General features: G+C 42.6%; 14 protein-coding genes and 1 pseudogene. 12 read left to right on the top strand and 3 right to left on the bottom strand.

The features are described 5' to 3' along the window. Window position 1 precedes the first annotated feature (1 nt). The 10 genes from PSF11_RS18900 (at window position 2) to PSF11_RS18855 (ending at window position 12,568) form a co-directional block, all read left to right on the top strand. Window positions 2-1,540: a 3-hydroxyacyl-CoA dehydrogenase gene (locus tag PSF11_RS18900; RefSeq protein WP_072502603.1), complete on the top strand. Its 1,539-nt coding sequence runs from the start codon at window positions 2-4 to the stop codon at window positions 1,538-1,540. Further along, window positions 1,537-1,974 carry a hydroxyphenylacetyl-CoA thioesterase PaaI gene (paaI, locus tag PSF11_RS18895; protein WP_004923454.1) on the top strand — a complete coding sequence of 146 codons (438 nt, stop codon included), beginning with the start codon at window positions 1,537-1,539 and terminating at the stop codon, window positions 1,972-1,974. The genes PSF11_RS18900 and paaI overlap by 4 nt, the downstream gene beginning before the upstream one ends. Further along, the gene (pcaF, locus tag PSF11_RS18890) at window positions 1,974-3,176 is read left to right on the top strand and encodes a 3-oxoadipyl-CoA thiolase (RefSeq protein WP_053110258.1); all 1,203 of its coding nucleotides are present in this window, start codon (window positions 1,974-1,976) and stop codon (window positions 3,174-3,176) included. Before paaI ends, pcaF begins: the two co-directional genes overlap by 1 nt. 201 nt (window positions 3,177-3,377) lie before the next feature. Further along, window positions 3,378-4,688, top strand: coding sequence for a phenylacetate--CoA ligase PaaK (gene paaK / locus PSF11_RS18885; RefSeq protein WP_014657036.1), 1,311 nt, complete (start codon window positions 3,378-3,380; stop codon window positions 4,686-4,688). A gap of 163 nt (window positions 4,689-4,851) precedes the next feature. Continuing rightward, entirely contained in the window at window positions 4,852-5,790 is a 939-nt protein-coding gene (gene paaX, locus PSF11_RS18880; RefSeq protein ID WP_072502604.1) for a phenylacetic acid degradation operon negative regulatory protein PaaX, read from the top strand. Window positions 5,791-5,835: 45 nt separating this feature from the next. Continuing rightward, the gene (paaY, locus tag PSF11_RS18875; protein WP_004923444.1) at window positions 5,836-6,429 is read left to right on the top strand and encodes a phenylacetic acid degradation protein PaaY; all 594 of its coding nucleotides are present in this window, start codon (window positions 5,836-5,838) and stop codon (window positions 6,427-6,429) included. 1,214 nt (window positions 6,430-7,643) lie between these two features. Then, window positions 7,644-8,222: a fimbrial protein gene (locus PSF11_RS18870; protein WP_004923436.1), complete on the top strand. Its 579-nt coding sequence runs from the start codon at window positions 7,644-7,646 to the stop codon at window positions 8,220-8,222. Window positions 8,223-8,277: 55 nt separating this feature from the next. Further along, window positions 8,278-8,973, top strand: a complete 696-nt coding sequence (locus PSF11_RS18865) for a fimbrial biogenesis chaperone (RefSeq protein WP_072503009.1) — start codon at window positions 8,278-8,280, stop codon at window positions 8,971-8,973. Window positions 8,974-8,994: 21 nt separating this feature from the next. After that, window positions 8,995-11,487, top strand: coding sequence for a fimbria/pilus outer membrane usher protein (locus tag PSF11_RS18860; protein WP_060561289.1), 2,493 nt, complete (start codon window positions 8,995-8,997; stop codon window positions 11,485-11,487). 13 nt (window positions 11,488-11,500) lie between these two features. After that, entirely contained in the window at window positions 11,501-12,568 is a 1,068-nt protein-coding gene (locus tag PSF11_RS18855) for a fimbrial protein (protein WP_040132675.1), read from the top strand. Between the two features lie 49 nt (window positions 12,569-12,617). On the opposite strand, the gene PSF11_RS18850 is transcribed toward PSF11_RS18855, so the two are convergent. Together PSF11_RS18850 and emrA are read right to left on the bottom strand one after the other, a co-directional pair. Next, window positions 12,618-14,138, bottom strand: a complete 1,521-nt coding sequence (locus PSF11_RS18850; protein WP_014657040.1) for a DHA2 family efflux MFS transporter permease subunit — start codon at window positions 14,136-14,138, stop codon at window positions 12,618-12,620. A gap of 16 nt (window positions 14,139-14,154) precedes the next feature. Next, a complete protein-coding gene (gene emrA / locus PSF11_RS18845; protein WP_004923418.1) occupies window positions 14,155-15,327 on the bottom strand; it encodes a multidrug efflux MFS transporter periplasmic adaptor subunit EmrA in 1,173 nt (390 codons plus the stop codon). A gap of 538 nt (window positions 15,328-15,865) precedes the next feature. Between emrA and glgB the strand changes: the two genes are divergently transcribed. Beyond that, window positions 15,866-18,073, top strand: a complete 2,208-nt coding sequence (gene glgB, locus PSF11_RS18840) for a 1,4-alpha-glucan branching protein GlgB (RefSeq protein ID WP_072502605.1) — start codon at window positions 15,866-15,868, stop codon at window positions 18,071-18,073. Between the two features lie 3 nt (window positions 18,074-18,076). Continuing rightward, window positions 18,077-19,516 (top strand): glycogen synthase GlgA, encoded by a 1,440-nt coding sequence (gene glgA, locus PSF11_RS18835; RefSeq protein WP_072502606.1) that lies wholly within the window; start codon window positions 18,077-18,079, stop codon window positions 19,514-19,516. A 345-nt stretch (window positions 19,517-19,861) separates the two neighbouring features. Here glgA and PSF11_RS18830 read toward each other — a convergent pair. After that, window positions 19,862-20,100, bottom strand: a pseudogene (locus PSF11_RS18830) (hypothetical protein); the annotation flags it as partial.

The raw sequence follows: 20,100 nt of genomic DNA, 5'->3' as shown, positions 1-20,100 counted from the left end.
TATGACTTTAACTCTTAATACCGTCGCTGTCATTGGTGCTGGCACAATGGGTATCGGCATTGCACAGGTGGCAGCAAGCGCTGGACATACGGTACTGCTATTTGACATCAACACACAAGCACTGAATAAAGCAAAACAGTCTTTAACTGAACGGTTAAATAAGCGCGTTCAGCAGGGCAAAGCGGATGCGCAAACAACAGAGGCACTGCTTGCGCGTATTACACTTGTACATACGATGGCTGACTTAGCACCGGCTCAATTAGTCATTGAGGCTGTCGCTGAGAAACTGACTATAAAACAAGCGATATTTAGCGAACTTGAAGGCATTTGCAAAGAAAACACCCTCTTTGCAAGTAACACCTCTTCGTTATCGATTACCGCCATCGCCAGCCAACTTAAACACCCAGAGCGCTTTGCTGGCCTCCATTTTTTCAACCCAGCTCCCATTATGAAGTTGGTTGAAGTTATTCGTGGGCGCGAAACCGCAAGCGCTGTTATTGAACAGCTAAAAAACTTGGCGGTCGCATGGGGCAAAATTCCCGTTATCTGCCGCTCAACGCCTGGCTTTATCGTTAATCGAGTTGCTCGCCCTTTTTATGCTGAAACATTACGCGCACTTGAAGAGCAAATCGCAAACCCTGCAACATTAGATAGTGTTCTACGTGATGCCGGTGGGTTTTCCATGGGCCCTTTACAACTGACCGACCTTATTGGTCATGATGTGAATTACGCGGTGACGGATTCGGTTTTTCAAGCATTTGGCTACGACCCTCGGTTCCAAACCTCCTTTGAACAATTAGAGCTGGTCCAAGCGGGACATCTCGGTCGAAAAACTGGCCGCGGCTTTTATCATTACGATGACAACAAACCACTGCCTAAAGCCACAATGGCAGAAAAAGTGATATTAAACAATCCCCCCTCCGTTACGGCTCGAGGCGATTGGCAAAGTTTACCTGAGTTTGCACAATTATTAAGGCAAAACGGGATCCCTCTCGAAGAATCTAAAATAGATAGCCACGAATCGCCTACACTCCGAGTTAACAATGTTATTGTTATGTTAACGAATGGTGAATTGACTTCTGTACGAGCGCAAAAAGCCAATCAGAGCATGGTGCAATTTGATTTATCCGCTGATTATGCCAAAGCAAACGCAATTGCAATCAGTTGTGCAGTCCAAAACAGCCACCAAGAAAACCAGAGTGTCATTGCCTTTTTTCAATCGCTCAACAAGGACGTGATTGTATTACCTGATTATCCCGGCCTATTGACGATGCGGACGGTTGCCATGCTATGCAATGAAGCTTTAGATGTTGTCAATAAAGATGTCGCTAGCCCAAAAGATACTGATAACGCAATGCGTTATGGCGTGAACTACCCTAAAGGGCCGCTCGCTTGGGGCGCCGAAATTGGCTGGCAACATATCCTTAATACACTCGATCAGTTATCGCAGTTTTATGCCGACGGGCGCTACCGGGCGAATCCCCTGTTGCGCCAATTGGTTGCTGGGGTGCGGTCATTACCTGCTAAGGAGCTGCAATGAGTTCACAAACCACAATAACATTGGCTCAACAATCCGCAGACATCATGTACCGTGACGATGCTTGCGCAAAAGCGATGGGGATGGTGATAGAGCAAGTTTCTGAGGGAGCCGCTCAACTCTCCATGACCGTCACTTCGCACATGCTTAATGGCCATAAAACCTGCCATGGCGGTCAACTATTCAGCCTAGCTGACACCGCGTTTGCTTACGCTTGCAATAGCCATGGACTCGCCGCTGTTGCCTCAAGCTGCTCCATTGATTTTATCCGCCCTGCATATGAAGGGGATACATTGACCGCAGTCGCAAACGTTAAGCATCAGGGCAAACGTACTGGCTTATATGAAGTAGAAATTGTCAACCAACAAGGCAAAACCTTAGCTTGGTTCTACGGGCGAGCGCATCGCCTAGGTCACCGTTTAACAGGAGAAGAGTGATGAGAGATGCCTTTATCTGTGATGGTATCAGAACCCCAATTGGCCGCTACGGAGGCGCACTGTCCTCTGTACGCCCTGATGACCTCGCCGTTTTACCTTTAAAGGCTCTAATGGAAAGGCATCCTCAATTAGATTGGTCAATAACTGATGACATTATCCTAGGTTGCGCAAATCAGGCTGGTGAAGATAACCGTAATGTCGCACGAATGGCGTGTTTATTAGCGGGTCTTCCATTATCCGTATCGGGCACTACCGTGAATCGTCTTTGTGGTTCAGGCCTTGATGCAATTGCACTTGCGGCTAGAAGTATCAAAGCGGGGGAAGCGAATTTTATGATTGCAGGCGGTGTCGAATCAATGAGCCGCGCACCCTTTGTTATGGGTAAGTCAGAATCGGCCTTTTCAAGGCAAGCACAAATATTTGATACCACAATTGGTTGGCGATTTGTCAATCCACTGATGGAAAAGCAGTTCTCAACACATTCGATGCCAGAAACGGCGGAGAACGTTGCAGAAGAGTATCGCATTCATCGAGCTGACCAAGATGCCTTTGCTCTACGTAGCCAACAACGCACCGAACAGGCTCGTCAACAAGGCGTTTTCGCACAAGAGATCATCCCCGTCACCATTAAACATCGCAAAGGGGAGACGATTGTTACAGAAGACGAACACCCAAGACCTGAAACAACCTTGGAACAATTACAAAAGTTAAAAACACCGTTTCGTGAAAATGGCTCAGTGACAGCAGGTAATGCTTCTGGGGTGAATGATGGTGCAGCCGCCTTGATTATCGCTTCCCAAGAAACGGCTAAAGCTCAGGGGTTAACCCCTAAAGCACGAATTATCGCAACAGCAACCTGTGGTGTTGAACCACGGTTTATGGGGATAGGACCATTACCCGCCACCCAAAAAGTCCTCAAAATGACGGGGCTAACAATCGAACAAATGGATGTGATTGAGCTAAACGAAGCTTTTGCTGCTCAAGCACTCGCTGTACTAAGAGGATTAGGTTTACCTGACGACGCGCCACAAGTGAATCCAAATGGTGGTGCCATTTCCTTAGGCCACCCTCTTGGTATGAGTGGGGCAAGGTTGGCGATTACCGCCGTGAACGAATTACATCGTCGCCAAGGGCGCTATGCCTTATGCACCATGTGTATTGGTGTGGGCCAAGGCATAGCCATGATTATTGAACGAGTTTAGACCGATTAACCTACCCAAAATCACACCGTTCTAATGAGATGAATGATGGGTAAAAAATAAAAATGCCTGAAACCCTACACCTGCTCAGGCCAATACTGCACTCGCTTTTCGCCATTGCATATATACCCGCCCTGACTCGGCAATATATCGCAAAAAAGGCTTAAAGCATGCGGATATCAATAATTATAAGGACTAGCAATTATGAGCACTCTACAACACACTATTGATCCAATTGAGTTTGCATCGAGAGATGAAATCGAGGCATTGCAGTTCTCAAGACTGAAGTGGACACTCACTCACGCTTATGAAAATGTGCCGATGTATCGCAAAAAATTCGATGCGGCCGGCGTTCATCCTGACGATTTCAAGCAACTGAGTGATATCGAAAAATTCCCGTATACCACAAAGCAAGATCTACGCGAGAATTACCCATTTAATACCTTTGCAGTGCCCATGGATAAAATCATCCGTATTCATGCCTCTTCGGGCACGACGGGTCGCCCCACTGTTGTCGGCTATACCCAACAAGATATTGATAATTGGGCTGATTTAATCGCTCGTAGCCTACGCTCTGCGGGAGCCACGAAAGGAGATAAAATCCACGTTGCCTACGGCTACGGCCTATTTACCGGTGGCTTAGGCGCTCATTATGGTGCTGAGCGTCTTGGTGCAGCCGTTATTCCTATGTCTGGTGGTCAGACAGAAAAACAGGCTCAATTAATTGCTGATTTCAAACCTGACGTCATCATGGTAACCCCCTCTTACTGTCTAAGCATCATTGATGAGCTAGAGAAAATCATGGGCGGAGACGCAAGTAAGTGCTCACTAAGACTAGGCGTATTTGGTGCAGAGCCATGGACTGAGGCATTAAGAACAGAAATTGAAACTCGCTTAGGCATCAAAGCGCTTGATATCTACGGCCTGTCAGAAGTCATGGGGCCAGGTGTGGCCATGGAGTGTGCCGATGCCGGAGAAAGTGGGCCTACAATCTGGGAAGATCATTTTTATCCGGAGATTATCTCACCTGATACCCTAAAAACACTCTCGCCCGGTGATAAAGGTGAGTTAGTATTCACTACCCTAACAAAAGAGGCTATGCCTGTTATCCGCTATCGCACTCGCGATTTAACCCACTTAATGCCGGGGATTAATCGTAATATGCGCCGTATCGGTAAAATTACCGGCCGCTCTGATGACATGATGATCATTCGTGGAGTCAACGTTTTCCCATCGCAGATAGAAGAGCAAATCATGCAGTTCAAAGAGCTTTCCCCTCATTACCAGCTAGAAATTAGCCGTAAAGGGAATATGGATAGCTTAGCTATTCGCGTCGAGCTGAAAAAACCCGATCTTCTGACCTATGATGAGCGTTGTAATATCTGCCATAACCTTAAGCATCGAATTAAGTCAATGGTAGGCGTGAGCACACAGATCAGTATCGTTAATTGCGGTGATATCCCTCGTTCACAAGGCAAAGCGGCTCGTGTTATTGATACAAGGATCGCCATATAAATCTTCTCTACGAGGTACCTCACAATGGATAAATGTTGGGGTGCCTTTAATTTTAGTTTCCTAATATAACAATGCCCTGTGTAGCAAATAGAAGACAAGCAAGATGTTTTTGTCTACTATTCATTCATATTTTTGATACAGATATTCATCGGATAATGACAAAATGGAAACTAAACTTAACCAATTTATACAGCATGCGCTAACCAGCCAGCCAATTAGTGGAACATCACTCATTATCTCTCTTTATGGCGATGCGCTACACCACCGCGGGGGTGAAGTATGGCTTGGTAGCTTAACCAATTTACTTGAACCAATGGGCTTTACCGACCGCTTTGTCCGTACTTCCGTATTTCGCTTACAAAAAGAAGGCTGGCTAGATGCTGAAAAAATCGGTCGTCGTAGCTATTACCGAATATCTGAACGTGGTCAAAACCAATTTCGTCACGCTGAAAGTAAAATCTATCAAAGTGAGCAACCCAATTGGGATGGCAAGTGGGATTTATTGTTACTTGAAGCCGCTGACAAAGATGAAAAAGCAAGGCTCAAAAAAGAGTTAAGCTGGTTAGGATTTGGTCAATTTAGCACCTCACTGATGGCAGCACCAAGTAGCGCTCAAAGCGATATTCCGTCATTACTTAATGAACTTAATGCAAGTGAAGAGGTGATCTACTTTCGAGCAGATTACCCCTATAACCGCTCCGAAAAGCACCTAAAAGAGTTGGTGTCAGACAGTTGGTCGTTACAACAGGTGGCTGAACATTATCACCAATTTATCGTGTTATTTCGCCCACTCGCACTCTTATTAAAAGAGTTATCGGATGAGCAAATAATACCTGAGCAATGCTTTCAACTACGCTTATTACTGATCCACTTTTATCGCCGAGTGGTATTAAAAGATCCGCTGCTACCCGATGAGTTACTTCCCGCACAATGGGAGGGGCAAATAGCCAGGAATCTGTGTATCAATATTTACCAGCGTGTTGAAGTAGCAGCAACACGCTACGTCAGCGAAATATGCGAAACAACTGTAGGGGAACTGCCGCAACCGACTACAACCTATTTCCGACGTTTTGGCGGTGTATTAAAAGAGATCGCGGCATAAATCTTCTTAAATACCGATGTAACTTAAACAGAAGGGGAACTCAATATGCCTTTTTATCAGATAGATGGCATCACGCCAGTTGTTAGTCCAGAAAGTTTTGTGCATCCAACCGCTGTGATCATTGGCGACGTGATTATCGGAAAAAATGTTTATATTGGTCCTAATGCGAGCTTACGTGGAGACTTCGGGCGTTTGATCATTAAAGAAGGGGCTAATGTTCAGGATAACTGTGTTATGCATGGTTTCCCGCAATACGATACCATCATTGAAGAAAATGGTCATATTGGTCACGGTGCGATTTTGCACGGCTGCCATATTAAGCGTAATGCCTTGGTTGGAATGAACAGTGTCATTATGGATGGCGCCGTGATTGGCGAGAATTCTATTGTTGGCGCTTGCTCCTTTGTGAAAGCAGAAGCGGTATTTGCAGATAATACGTTGATCGTAGGAACGCCTGCTAAAGCACAAAGAACACTGTCTGAAAAAGAAATAGCTTGGAAAAGCCGAGGTACGGCTGACTATCAAGACCTTGTTATCCGCTGCCAACAAAGCTTCAAAGAAGTTACCCCACTCACACAAGAAGAGCCAGATCGCCCGAAACTGACATTTGAAGGTGTCATTCCGAAATCAGCCCTATAGTTACCCCACAAATAAAATAATAAGCACTCCACTTCGAGTGCTTTTATACCCATAATTAAGTAAAGTCACTGATTATTGGCAATAAATCATCATTAAATTGATACTATTCTGATTCGCTTATATCGCCGTGTTTAATACAATCCCTTAGAAATAAAATAAGCAGTGGCTGTTTTTCAACCCACAATAACAAAGAATAACAATTCGTTATGGGTATTTATCGTGCAAAATACCACCCATGTTGAAAAATTCACCGCCTTTTCTTCTATGTGCAAAAGAAAAGGTAAATTAATAATAAAGTTAATTTGTTTTTTGCCGATAATGAAACCTGTAGAAATGAATAAATCATTTTTCGATAAATTAAGTTTAACTGGCAGACCTTTTTCGAAGTGAGCCAATATAAAATAAACCTTATTATTAATACGGTTATTTTATAGATATTAGCTATTAATATGATAGTTAAAACCTAAAATTGATTAATATTTACTCATCGATACGTCATTGTTTATATCAAAAAAATATTTCACATGGTGAATATATTTATTAACAATAATACATATTAAGAATAGTTTCATTTTTATATAAATATTTATTTTGACTAAACTTATTTATTAAGATTAAAAATTTGAATAAAATAAAATTATTAAAATGATTTTCATCAAAAAAATTTATGTATTTTGACTATTTATCAACTACTACCAAAGGAGTACCTGACTTAACATATTGATTTAAAATCAATAAAGAAATACAAATCCACAAAATGAAACGTTTGGTAACAAGTTTTTAACTCTACTTTTGCAGCCAAAAAATACATATAGCTCTGAATTAACTGAAATTAAAAAATAAAACACCACCCTCTTTTCAAAATACGCCCTTTAACACGTAATCAGCAATCTTTTCCGAGCCTAATTCGATATTTAATTTTTAAATCTAATATGAGTAATAATCCCCCTCTTTTTAAACAAATGATTACACGTATAATAGCGCCCTATAAAATTTGATATAAATCAAATTACCCTCAAATTTAAATGAGGCTGAAATATAAAGCGCCTTTGTTAAAAAGTGCCGTTTCGTATTTCTGTTTTTTAAATTCAACGTAATTAATAAATTTTTTTAAACTGGCTGAGGATGGCTTTCTATTTCTATAAATAACAGAAGGCGCAAACTTTGCCATTCCTCTTTTATTAACATATATACAGCTTTTCTCGGAGAAGAAAATGAATAACAAATTTGCATTATCAGTTGCAACGGCATTAATTCTTTCTGCTACACCAGCACTTGCTGCTGAAAAAGCAGCTGGTGGTGTAATTAACTTTAGTGGCGCAATTACTGATACAACTTGTACTATCAATGGCGGTAAAAGTGCAGATTTCACTGTTGCATTAAATCCAATCACTGTTGAAGATGCAGGCACGACTCAAGGCATTATTACTAAAAATAAAAAAACAGTATCACTCACTTTCTCTAACTGTACTTCTGCAAGCGGCGCTGCTGATACCCCTCTGAAAATTTATTTCTCATCTGCAAATAATATTTCTACTGATGGTAAGTATCTGCAAAATACCACAGTTAATGAAAATGACACGAGCGTTTCTCGTAACGTTGGTTTCGCCATTACTAAAACAACAGACCAAATTCCTCTGTTATTAAACCAACCATTCGTTACTGATATCAAAGGCAACGACTCTAACACTGAAACCTTAGCATTAGATATCTATTACTATAAAACGAATGCTCTGCCAGCAAGAGTTGGTAGCTTAAGCTCTAACGTCACTTATACCATTTCATATCTGTAATTATTTACCCAAATAGCCAGGCTATTTTATTAGCTTGGCTATTTCTGAGTTTATTATTATGCGCCTACTTATTTTATTTTCCTTACTCGCTAGTATTAATACTGCCTTTGCTAATATTGTTGTTAATGGAACACGCGTTATTTATCCAGAAAAAAATAACGAAACCATCGTACAACTTATTAATAATGGAAATGATCCAGCCTTAGTCCAATCATGGATTGACGATGGTGATATCAATTCAACACCAGAAACAGCCAATGTTCCTTTTTTGCTTTCTCCCCCTGTTGTTAAGGTATCAGGGAATGATGGGCAACAATTACGCATTAAAAAACTCCCCGCATCGCTGCCAACCGATCGCGAATCTGTTTTTTATTTAAATATATTAGATATCCCACCAACACCAGAACATCTGCAAGGGAAAAACACGATGCAGTTGGCGATTAAAACACGTATTAAACTGTTCTATCGTCCGAACCACTTACAAGCCGGTGTTGAACAAGCACTCGAACAGATTGAAGTGAAAGCGGAAAACAAACAATTCCGTATCACTAACAATAGTCCTTATTACGTCACTCTTGCGAATGTTGATGATAAAAAAGGTAAAAAAATATTGACCGATTCACTCATGGTAGCGCCGTTTTCACATGCTTTAGCACCAACTAAAACCGCTGTCAGTGCTGGTCAAAAATACAGTTTGCTCTATGTCGATGATCTCGGCGCCTATAAAAATAAAGATGTGATTGCAAAATAAAATATAAGAGAGCTTGTAATAATGAAGTTGCATGGCCGCCATAGGAGCCTATTAGCAGTTTGCCTAATTCTTGGAACATCAAAAAGCTGGGGGGTGAGTTTTGATACCTCTTTACTCGCTGGTGATTCCGCGAAATCCGATCTGTCTCGCTTTTATGAAGAGCAAAGCATGCCAGCGGGTACACAAGAGATGGATGTCTTTATTAATGGCGATTGGAAAGGCCGTTATCCTTTTATATTTACAGACTCTCACAACCGTATTTTTCTTAGCAAACGCGAAGCTGGACTTTTAGGGATCAAATTACCTGAAACATCGGATGAAGAGCAGGAATATACATTAGAACAATTGGTGCAAGGTGGTAGCTTTAATGTCGATATCAGTACATTAAGCATCAAAATGTCTATTCCACAAAGCTTTCTTTTGCGCAACGAAGTGGGCTATGTTCCTCCCGAATTTTGGGAAGAGGGTATCCCCGCAGCCATGCTTTCATATAACGCGACTTACTATAAAACAAAGAATAAAAATGGTGATAAATCATCGAGTGATGATCTCTACGCGGGTTTTGAATCGGGGCTCAATTTTAGCTCTTGGCAATTTCGCGATAGCAGCTCACTCCGAAAACATTCAGGTGATAGCTTAAAATGGGAAAATAATACACGCTATCTACGCAAAGCTTTACCATTATATCAATCCAATTTTATTGCAGGTGATTTTTACTCCCAGGGAACACTATTTGATTCAGTGCGAGTTCGTGGCGTTTCTCTCGCCTCAGACATTAATATGCGCCCCACTTCACAACAAGGCTTTGCCCCGATTGTTAGAGGTGTCGCTCAAACTAACGCCCTTGTCAAAGTCATACAAAACGGCAGTATTATTTACCAAGAAAACGTGCCACCAGGGCAATTTACCATCGATAATATTCAGCCAACGGGGTCGGCTGGCGATTTGTTAGTGATCGTAAAAGAAGCCAACGGGCAAGAACAATCCTTTACGGTTCCATTTTCTGCCGTACCGGGGATGTTAAAAGAGGGGGTAAGTAATTATGCCCTGCTCGCTGGTAAGGTGAACCAAGAAAATGGTCACTATCAGCCCAAATTTCTCCAAGGCACCTTCGAATATGGTTTTAATAACCTAATCACTGGCTACACGGGGGTGATTGCAAGTGAAGATTATCAAGCTTATCTGGTCGGCTCTGGTTGGAACTTACCTATTGGTGCTGTTTCTCTCGATATCACACATGCCAATACTCAACTACCTAATGACACGCAGAAAGGCCAAAGTATGCGAGTGTCATACAGTAAGTTTCTCAATACGACAGCTACCAACTTCACCTTAGCCGCCTATCGCTATTCGACCAAAGGCTATTATAGTTTCAGTGATTCGATTCATGCCCATGAAGGTTATCGTTTATATCAGGAAACTTTAGAAAAACAGGCCACAGAGACACTACCTCATCGTGAATTACCTGCTTTCGATATAAATACGTGGGATTCTATGCGTGGGGTTCGTCCAAAAAATACCTTCACGATCAATTTAAATCAGCGCTTACCTGAAAACTGGGGAACCTTCTACGTTTCCGGCTCCCAACGTGACTATTGGTCGACTACCCCAACAACCCGCGAGTACCAACTAGGCTACTCGAATGCGTATTCAGATATCAGCTATTCCCTGTCCGCTAGCCGAGTACGGGATGGTAAAGGCGAAGAAGAAAATCGCTACTATATTTCAATCAGTTTACCTCTGTCTGTATTTGATAATGATATATGGGTCAGCACAGGCCTTACTGCTACCGATTCTCACTATCAACAAAGTACCGTTTCTTTAAGTGGTACGGCTCTGGAAGCAAACCGATTGAGTTATTCACTTTCCGGCAGTAATCAGCAAGGTGGCCAAAACATGGCAAGCGCCAATGTGGCTTATCGCTCAAATGTTTCCACTATTGGTAGTTCACTCAGTGAATCTAATGACTACCATCAAACTGGGCTGAGTGCACGCGGCAGCTTAGTCGCTATACCTTGGGATATACTCGCATCTAACGAAATCGGCAATACAATGACCATCGTCAAAGCGCCCCATGCACAAGGCTTAATGGTGAATGGCGACCAAAGTATCGTGACCAATAAAGAAGGACTGGCATTAGTACCTTATGCAACGCCATATCGTAAAAATACGATTATGCTTTCAAATACAGAAAATACACAAGGCGCTGAAGTTATCGGCAATATGGCAAATAGCGCACCAATCGAAGGTTCAGTGAATTTAGTGAAATTCAAAACCGATACGCGCACCTCTTGGCTCAGTCGTGCATTACGACAAGATGGCAGTGCATTACCTTTCGGCGCAGAAGTAACTGACCTTCAAGGAGAAGCGATTGGCTATGTAGGGCAAGCCAGTGTGCTGTATTTAAAAGCAGAAGCTTTTCCTAAGTCGGTCATTATTCGGTTAAATGAGGGTCACTGCACCATTCATAACTTACCAGACAACCTTGACGGCCCCACTGGCGTTTGCCAATAACGAGATGAATGTCATGATGCGATCCTATCTTTTTTTAATCCTAATTCTCTTTAGCGGCTATAGTCAGGCAATTTGCCATGAAAGTGGCATAAGCTATGCTTCGCCAATTAGCATTGATTTGTCGGATAAACTCACCCCCGCCACCCCCGAGTGGACAACGACCATATCGACACAGTACTCAGGTAGCTTTAATTGTTCCACCCGCCAAAGCGAATTTGGTTATACCAAAATCCTGAATACTGACAACCAATATGCAACCATTTTGAGTTTTATGAATGGGAAATATCATGTCAGGGCACAAATCATTAATGATATTCCGAATAAGAAACTGAATAAATCAGGTCGTCACTCTGCTTCTGAGTTAAATACACCAGTGACGATTAAATTTACGCTTGAACCAAAACAAGGCACGCTCATTGCCGGTGATACCGTCCATTTACATGATATTCTCTTCGTCACAGATTTAAGCGGAATGTCAATTTTTGATATTGTGCTATGGCCCGTTAAACAACTTCTGAAAATCCTACAATGGTTATTTAACGGTTTTAACTGGCCCTATGATGACCGTGATATGTTCGGTCAGCCACTAATATTAAAATATGCACCAAAATTAACTACCTGCGCTTTCCAAAATGCGGGGCTTGTTGTCACATTACCAACATTAAGCCGCCATCAAGTCATTAATGGAAACCAAGCTGGCTATACACCGTTTTCATTGAATATGCGTTGTGAGAACCTTGGGGGCGCAAATAATACGGCAGAAAGAGCGATCGATGTCTTTTTATCTAGCAATAATCTGCTTAGCTCAGATAATACGGTCTTGATTGATAAAACAGCCAATGCCGCACAAGGTATCGGGCTACGCTTAGTTAAAACTAATGCGCCAAATACCCCTGTGGTGATTTCACAAAATCCAAACTCCCGAGGTAATGCAACGTCGCTGTTTTACGTAAATGCAGGAGGCCAACTGGAACCGCACTTTAGTATTCCAATGGCTGTTTACTATTATGCATGGGATCCTCAGCGAGCAACACAAGGCACCCTCAAAACTACGGCGACACTCAATATTGTCTACCCGTAAGCTTCAAAAGATAAGAGCGCTAATCGTTAGCGCTCTTATTGTATTTAACTTACGCTTTACTACCAAAAGGCGGTTTTGCAAACCAGACGGTGATAATCAGTCCAATAAACACCCATCCACATAACCAAAAGATTTCATTGGCCGCAATGATTAATCCTTGGCTAGTGATCTCCTGCGCAATAAAGCCCGATGTCTGCTCATGACTTAAGCCATGTGCCGCCATCTCTTTATACATCTCTAGCGATTCAGGGTTATAGTCAGTGATGTATTCCGTTAACTGGCTATGATGGAGCGACTCTCTATCACTCCACATCGTGGTTGTGATTGATGTTCCTATCGAGCCTGCAAGAGTACGGAAGAAGTTTGCAAGACTTGACGCCGACGCCAATTTTTCAGGGGGTAAACCTGACAGTGTTAACGTCGTCAGTGGCATAAAGAAGCAAGCCACAGCCATCCCTTGCACTAACTGAGGCCAAACTACGGCAGAAAAGCCCATACTTGGTTCAAAGGTATATGCCCGCCAGAAGAAACAAATCGCATAGAATACAAAACTAAATGTCACTATCCAGCGAATATCAAGGAAGTCTGACAATTTCGCGACGGGGGCAGAGAACAAGACGGGCAATAACCCTATCGGCGCAAGGGCTAACCCCGCCCATGTTGCCGTATACCCATAGACCTCCTGCAATAACTGGGGCAAAAGAACGATAGCACCAAAGTAGGCCATATAGGCTAAGCTAACGGAAATCGTGCCTATCGTGAAGTTACGTGATTTAAATAGTGCAAGCTCAACAACTGGGTTTTTGTCTGTTAGTTCCCAAATAACCAAAAAAACCAATGCTATCGCTGAAATTACCGCTAATGTGACAATTTCATCAGAGGCTAACCATCCTAACTCTTTCCCCTTATCCAACAGGACCTGAAGGCAACCAACACCCACTGACAATAATGCCAAGCCAATCAAATTAAACGGGACATTGACTACTTTCGATTCCATTCCTTTAAGGATAATAGAGCCCACAATAACCACAAAAATACCCAGTGGAACGTTCATAAAGAAGATCCACCCCCAATGGAAGTTATCACTAATATAACCACCAAAAATAGGGCCAAACACCGGGGCTAAAATGATCGTCATTGACCAAAATGCCAATGCCATATTTTGCATTTTAGGGGGGTAGCAACGCATGATCAGACTTTGTGAAAGGGGGATCACCGGCCCCGCAACAGCACCTTGTAAAACACGAAATAAAATTAACATGCCAAGGCTATCAGAGAAGCCACAAAGTAATGAAAAGATGGTAAATAAAGCGGTTGCCCATATAAAAACACGGACTTCACCAAACCGTTTAGCAAGGAACCCAGAGATCGCAATGGAAATGGCATTAGAAACACCAAATGAGGTAATCACCCATGTTCCTTGTGACATTGAAACACCGAGATCACCAGCAATGGTTGGGATGGCAACGTTAGCGATTGTCGAATCCAGCACCTGCATAAAGGTTGCAAGTGACAATGCAATCGTTGCCCATACCAGCTTTGAGCCCTTTAGTGGTTGAATATCTGCCACAGCCACTCCTTTCGGGCTAATCCGCGTTTTCGTTAATAATCGTGTCGATCACCGAATCGACATCCGCCAGCTTTAACACCAGCACATCACTTTCAAATGCTGGCGTGTCACGCTGAACCTCTGCTAACACAGGGCCATTTTGATCTTTAATATCAATCGTTGCATTCATTGATAACCCAATACGCAACGGATATTTGGCAACCTGTTCAGGGTCTAGCTCTACACGGACAGGCAAACGTTGTACCACTTTAATCCAGTTACCTGTTGCATTCTGTGCAGGTAATAAAGAGAAAGCACTCCCCGTTCCCATATCCAAACCAGCCACCTTACCGGTATACACAATATCATCACCATAAAAATCACTGGTGAGTGTTACTGGCTGCCCTATGCGCACCTTTTCTAATTGTGTTTCCTTAAAGTTCGCATCCACCCAAACGGGTTGAGCTGGCACAATAGCCATCAAAGAGCCTTGCGGACCGACTTGTGAACCGACTTGCACATTACGACGCGAAACATAACCTGTGATAGGGCTTTTCACCTCTGTACGTTGCAAAGTAATCCATGCGTTGCGCACATTATCTGCGGCTTGTTGGATTGCCGGTTGTTTTCTCAACTCGGTATTGCGCAATAGTGCTTGGTTCGCATTATATTGCTGAATGGAAATATCTAAGGCCGCTTGCGCCAACTGCACCGCTTCTTGGGAGTGTTGTAAATCTTCTTTAGAGATAGTCCCACTTCGTCCTAAAGCGGCGCGGCGTTGATAATCTTTCTGTGCTTGCGCAAGTGAGATACGATTTTTTTGGATTTGCGCTTGGTATTCATCACCATTAATGTACAGCTCTTTGGTTTTGCGCACCGTGGTTGCGAGGTCATGTTTTGCCTGCTCGTAGGCTAGCCGTGCATTGGTTTTATCCAGAACCACCAGCACATCACCCGCTTTAACCAAATCGGTATTTTCAAAATTAACCTGAGTCACATTACCTGTAGTCTGCGCAACAATAGGTACTTGCACACCGGAGACATAAGCATCATCAGTATATTCTTGAAAACGTAATACCAAAAACCAATAAGCACCATAAGCAACAAACAGTAGAACAATAATAATTGAAGCAATTACCATCCAGACTTTTCTACGTTTTTCATTCTTCGTTTTTTGATTAGTTTCGGTTGAACTCGTTGGTTGATCCATAATAACTCTCTGGGTCTCACACTTTATTAATCACTACCCTTATATTTACGGACTAATGCTAATAAAGCAATAGAGAATTCCATTTAACAATATTAATTTTTAGTTTTGTCATTAATTAATGTTTTATATTTCACATCAATAAATGACAGTAATATTTAATCAAGAGCATCCGAAATTGAAAAGCATTTAAACGCATAGATTCAACTAGTTATAGATGTTGACTTTTTAGCACCTAGACTTATTATCATAAGAAACAAAACCATTTCCAATTCATCTATTTTTGATGACTTTACTTCAACACCAAGCAGCTTTATTGTTTTATCGCTATATTAAAATATAAAACATTCCTAATTTGATAGTTATTGACTTATCTCAATATTTTTATCAAATGAAATTGTGGACTATTATTTTGTATCATTGAAAAGATAAATAATAACAAATAGCGCTCGTTTTAACGCTACCTTTAGCATCTAAAAGTTAATCATGAAAACGATAATATAAGGCGGCTAGCTGCGACTGATTTCATTCAGGAGAGGTGATGAAAGAGAGAGAAAAACCATCAGAGCAACAACTGATCATCGATCAATTATTTGCCGGACATTATCGTGACCCTTTTGCTTTCCTTGGTATGCATCAACAAGGAAAAGTCACCTATTTTCGAGTCTTACTCCCAAATGCTCAAGAGGTCACCGTACTGGATAGGTTGACCGCAGCCCCCGTTGTGCAACTATCACGCCTTGATGAACGCGGCTTTTTTTCAGGCGATGCAACAGACTTAGACGCTAATTTCACTTATATTTTGCAGGTTAACTGGGGCAATTCACAACAGGTTATTGAAGATCCGTACCGTTTCGGCACATTACTACACGATGCAGATACCAAAGGCCTCCAGCGTACTTTCTCATTTGAAACACTCGGTGCGCATGTACGCCAAGTGGGTGATATTACAGGTACGCATTTTTGTGTTTGGGCACCGAATGCCCAACGAGTCTCTGTCGTGGGCGCTTTTAACTTTTGGGACGGTCGCCGATACCCAATGCGCCATCATCCCGAAAATGGCCTTTGGGAAATCTTTCTTCCCGCGATTCAGGCAGGTACTCACTATCAATATGAAATATTAGATGCAAAAGGCGAAATACAATTAAAATCCGATCCTTATGCCTTTCGCAGCCAATTACGACCAGATACGACATCAATTGTTTCCCTGCTTCCAAAACAGCGCCACCCCACAGCACAGCAAATCCAATCGAACCAACGCAATGCCCCTATCTCTATTTATGAGGTTCACCTTGGTTCATGGCGGCGCTCAGCCAATAACCATAGTTGGCTCACTTACCGAGAACTGGCAGAAACATTACTTCCCTATGTTAAAGAGATAGGGTTCACCCATTTAGAAATATTGCCTATTAGCGAACACCCTTTTGATGGCTCATGGGGCTATCAGCCATTAGGTATCTACTCCCCTACCAGCCGTTTTGGGTCGCCGCAAGATTTGATTGACTTTGTTGATGAAGCACATCGATTAGGTATTAATGTGATCCTAGATTGGGTGCCCGGCCATTTTCCTTCGGATAATAGTGGGTTAGCCAATTTTGATGGTACGCCACTCTATGAGTATGCTGACCCAAAAGAAGGTAAGCACCGCGACTGGGATACTCTGATCTACGACTACCGCAGTCACGAGGTACGCCAGTTTTTATCCGATAATGCCGTCTATTGGGTAGATCGATTTGGCTTCGATGGCTTACGCGTTGATGCTGTTGCATCGATGATTTATCGCGATTATAGCCGCCCTGACGGCGAATGGATTGCAAACGAGTATGGTGGCAATATTAACCTTGAGGCCGTCAGTTTCTTACAGCATACCAACGAATTACTTCACCGTATCCAGCCTAATGTATTAATGGCCGCAGAAGAGTCGACAGACTTCTCTGGGGTGACATTGCCACCATCCCTTGGCGGACTTGGATTTAACTACAAATGGAATATGGGGTGGATGCATGACACGTTAAGCTATTTACAGCTAGACCCTATCGCCCGTAAATACCACCATAATAAAATGACATTCAGCGTGATGTATGCGTGGAGTGAAAACTACATATTGCCTCTATCTCACGATGAAGTTGTTCACGGTAAAGGTTCCTTATTGCGCAAAATGTCAGGCTCACCTGACCAAAAATTTGCCACGCTACGTGCCTATTATGGGTTTATGTGGGCGCACCCAGGTAAAAAGCTGCTGTTTATGGGGGGAGAAATCGCACAATGGCGTGAATGGGATCATGATGGGGAGTTAGATTGGCATCTGGTGGATATTCCTACCAGCCCGCATGCTGGTGTTCAACGTCTGATCAGAGATCTCAACGTTACTTATCGCAGTACACCCGCCCTGTACGATAACGATCACAATGAAAGTAGTTTTGAATGGGTGATCGTCGACGATCACGATAATTCGGTTTTTGCATTTATTCGCTACGCCGAAAATGGCGACCCGCTGCTTGTAATCAGCCATTTCACTCCAGTAACGCGAGCAGATTACCGCATTGGTGTCAGGCTACACGGTCAATATCAAGTCTTATTAAACACAAATGATTCACGCTATGGGGGCAGCGATAAGCATCCTGTTGCTCCTATTTCCAGCCAGCCAATCAAGGCACATGGTTGCCAGTATTCTATTGCATTGACGCTGCCACCGTTATCAACGCTATATCTGACCATAAAGCCAGCCACAAAGAAAAATAAGGAGTAAAAAATGAAAGTATTACATGTTTGTGCCGAGTTTTTTCCTTTATTAAAAACAGGTGGACTGGCTGACGTTGTTGCGGCACTCCCGCCCGCTCAGCGGCAACATGGTGCAGATGCGAGAGTCTTAGTGCCGGGTTTTCCTGCTATTATCAATCAACTTGCTGATAAACAAAAAGTCACGACCCTTAACACATTCGCAGGGGAAGTGACCTTATTTTATTGTCTATATAACGATACGCCATTATATCTTATTGAAGCACCGCACCTTTACCAACGAGAAGGTAGCCCCTATCACGATGGTTATAACAATGCCTATCAAGATAACTATCGCCGCTTTGGATTATTAGGTTTTATCGCCGCTGAACTCGCCAGAGGCTGTGACCCACTATGGCAAGCCGACATTGTACATGCTCATGATTGGCATGCTGCCCTAGCCTGTGCCTACCTTGCAGCCTATGGCTACCCTGCCCGCTGTATGTTCACCATCCATAATATCGCTTACCAAGGGCTATTTTCACCCCATCATATTCATGAACTGTGGTTGCCCCCTGAGTTTTACAACGTTGATGGAATGGAGTTTTTTGGTCAACTCTCATTTATGAAAGCAGGGCTATTTTACGCCGATCATACTAACGCCGTTAGCCCGACCTATGCCAAAGAGATCTTAAATCCGCATTATGCTTATGGCCTCGATGGGCTTTTAAATCTGCTCAACCACGAGCAGCGCTTAAGTGGTATTTTAAATGGCATAGATACTGAAGTCTGGTCACCTTCAAGTGATGCCTTAATTGCGCAAAAATACAGTGAGCGTAGTGTAAAAAATAAGGTAAAAAACAAACTGGCTTTGCAACAATCCCTCGGCCTTGCGCAACAAACGGATAAACCGCTCTTTGCTGTTGTTAGCCGAATGACCCGCCAAAAAGGTTTGGATCTGATCTTAGAAATCTTACCGGATCTACTGAGTTCTGGTAGTCAGTTTGTTTTACTTGGCAGCGGCGATCACGACCTCGAAAATGCCTATCGCCATGCTCAATCACAATATCCAGATCAGGTACGCGCGATTATTGGTTATGATGAGCCATTATCCCACCAAGTCATTGCAGGTGCAGACGTATTAATGGTGCCAAGTCGTTTTGAGCCATGTGGCCTGACACAGCTCTACGCGCTACGTTATGGCACGTTACCACTCGTGCGCAACACTGGTGGCCTAGCCGATACCGTGACAGATTGTTCATTGGAGGCGATAAAACGCAAAGAGGCAACAGGCTTTGTGTTTAATGAGAGTCATGCCGCCGATCTTAAATCCGCAATCGACCGCGCGTTAGCTTTGTGGGATTCTCCAGCACAATGGCAACAGGTCCAAAAAAATGCAATGGCAAAAGATGTGAGTTGGCAAAAGTCGGCGGAGGCGTATTTAAATATCTATCGAAGAGTGCTGGGGCGATGAGTTCTAGGCCCTGTAAATAATTCTATATATTTACCTATTTATAAAAGGTGGTCGTTCAAACGATCACCGAAATCAATAAATTTAAATGTTAGAGAAATTTCAATCATGCGGAATAATATTCTCAGGTAATTCGGCTACTGCTTAATATTGCAAGCAGTTTCTCTTTAGCAAATTAAAGAATATTATTCGTTTAATCTTATAGTGTGCTAATACCGGTTGATATTCATTTTCCAAATAAAAAAACGCTTGACGTTCGCTACTTTGAATAATTTTTTTGCTTTTTGCCGTCAGCGTCATGACATTATCTATATTCACAGTCAGTAAATTACTGCCTATTAATCGTGATTAAAATAACTTGTGAATCACTTGAAGCTCGGGATTAATCGAAATCAAGTCATCAATCATTTGGTGATAAATAGCGGGCATATTTTGCTTCCAGCCTACCATATCTGGGCGGTGGTCTATTGCCATGGGGGTTTTTAATAGCGGATGATCAATGATGGGTGTTGTCAAATCATGGCGGGCACGGAAATTTTTGACGGCTTGGTATTCAAACGGCCACGCTAATAAAATTTCCATATCAA

This window comes from Providencia sp. PROV119, from assembly GCF_028482435.1.
GTDB classification, from domain to species: Bacteria; Pseudomonadota; Gammaproteobacteria; order Enterobacterales; family Enterobacteriaceae; genus Providencia; species Providencia stuartii.
This window is presented reverse-complemented; position numbering and strand designations above follow the sequence as displayed.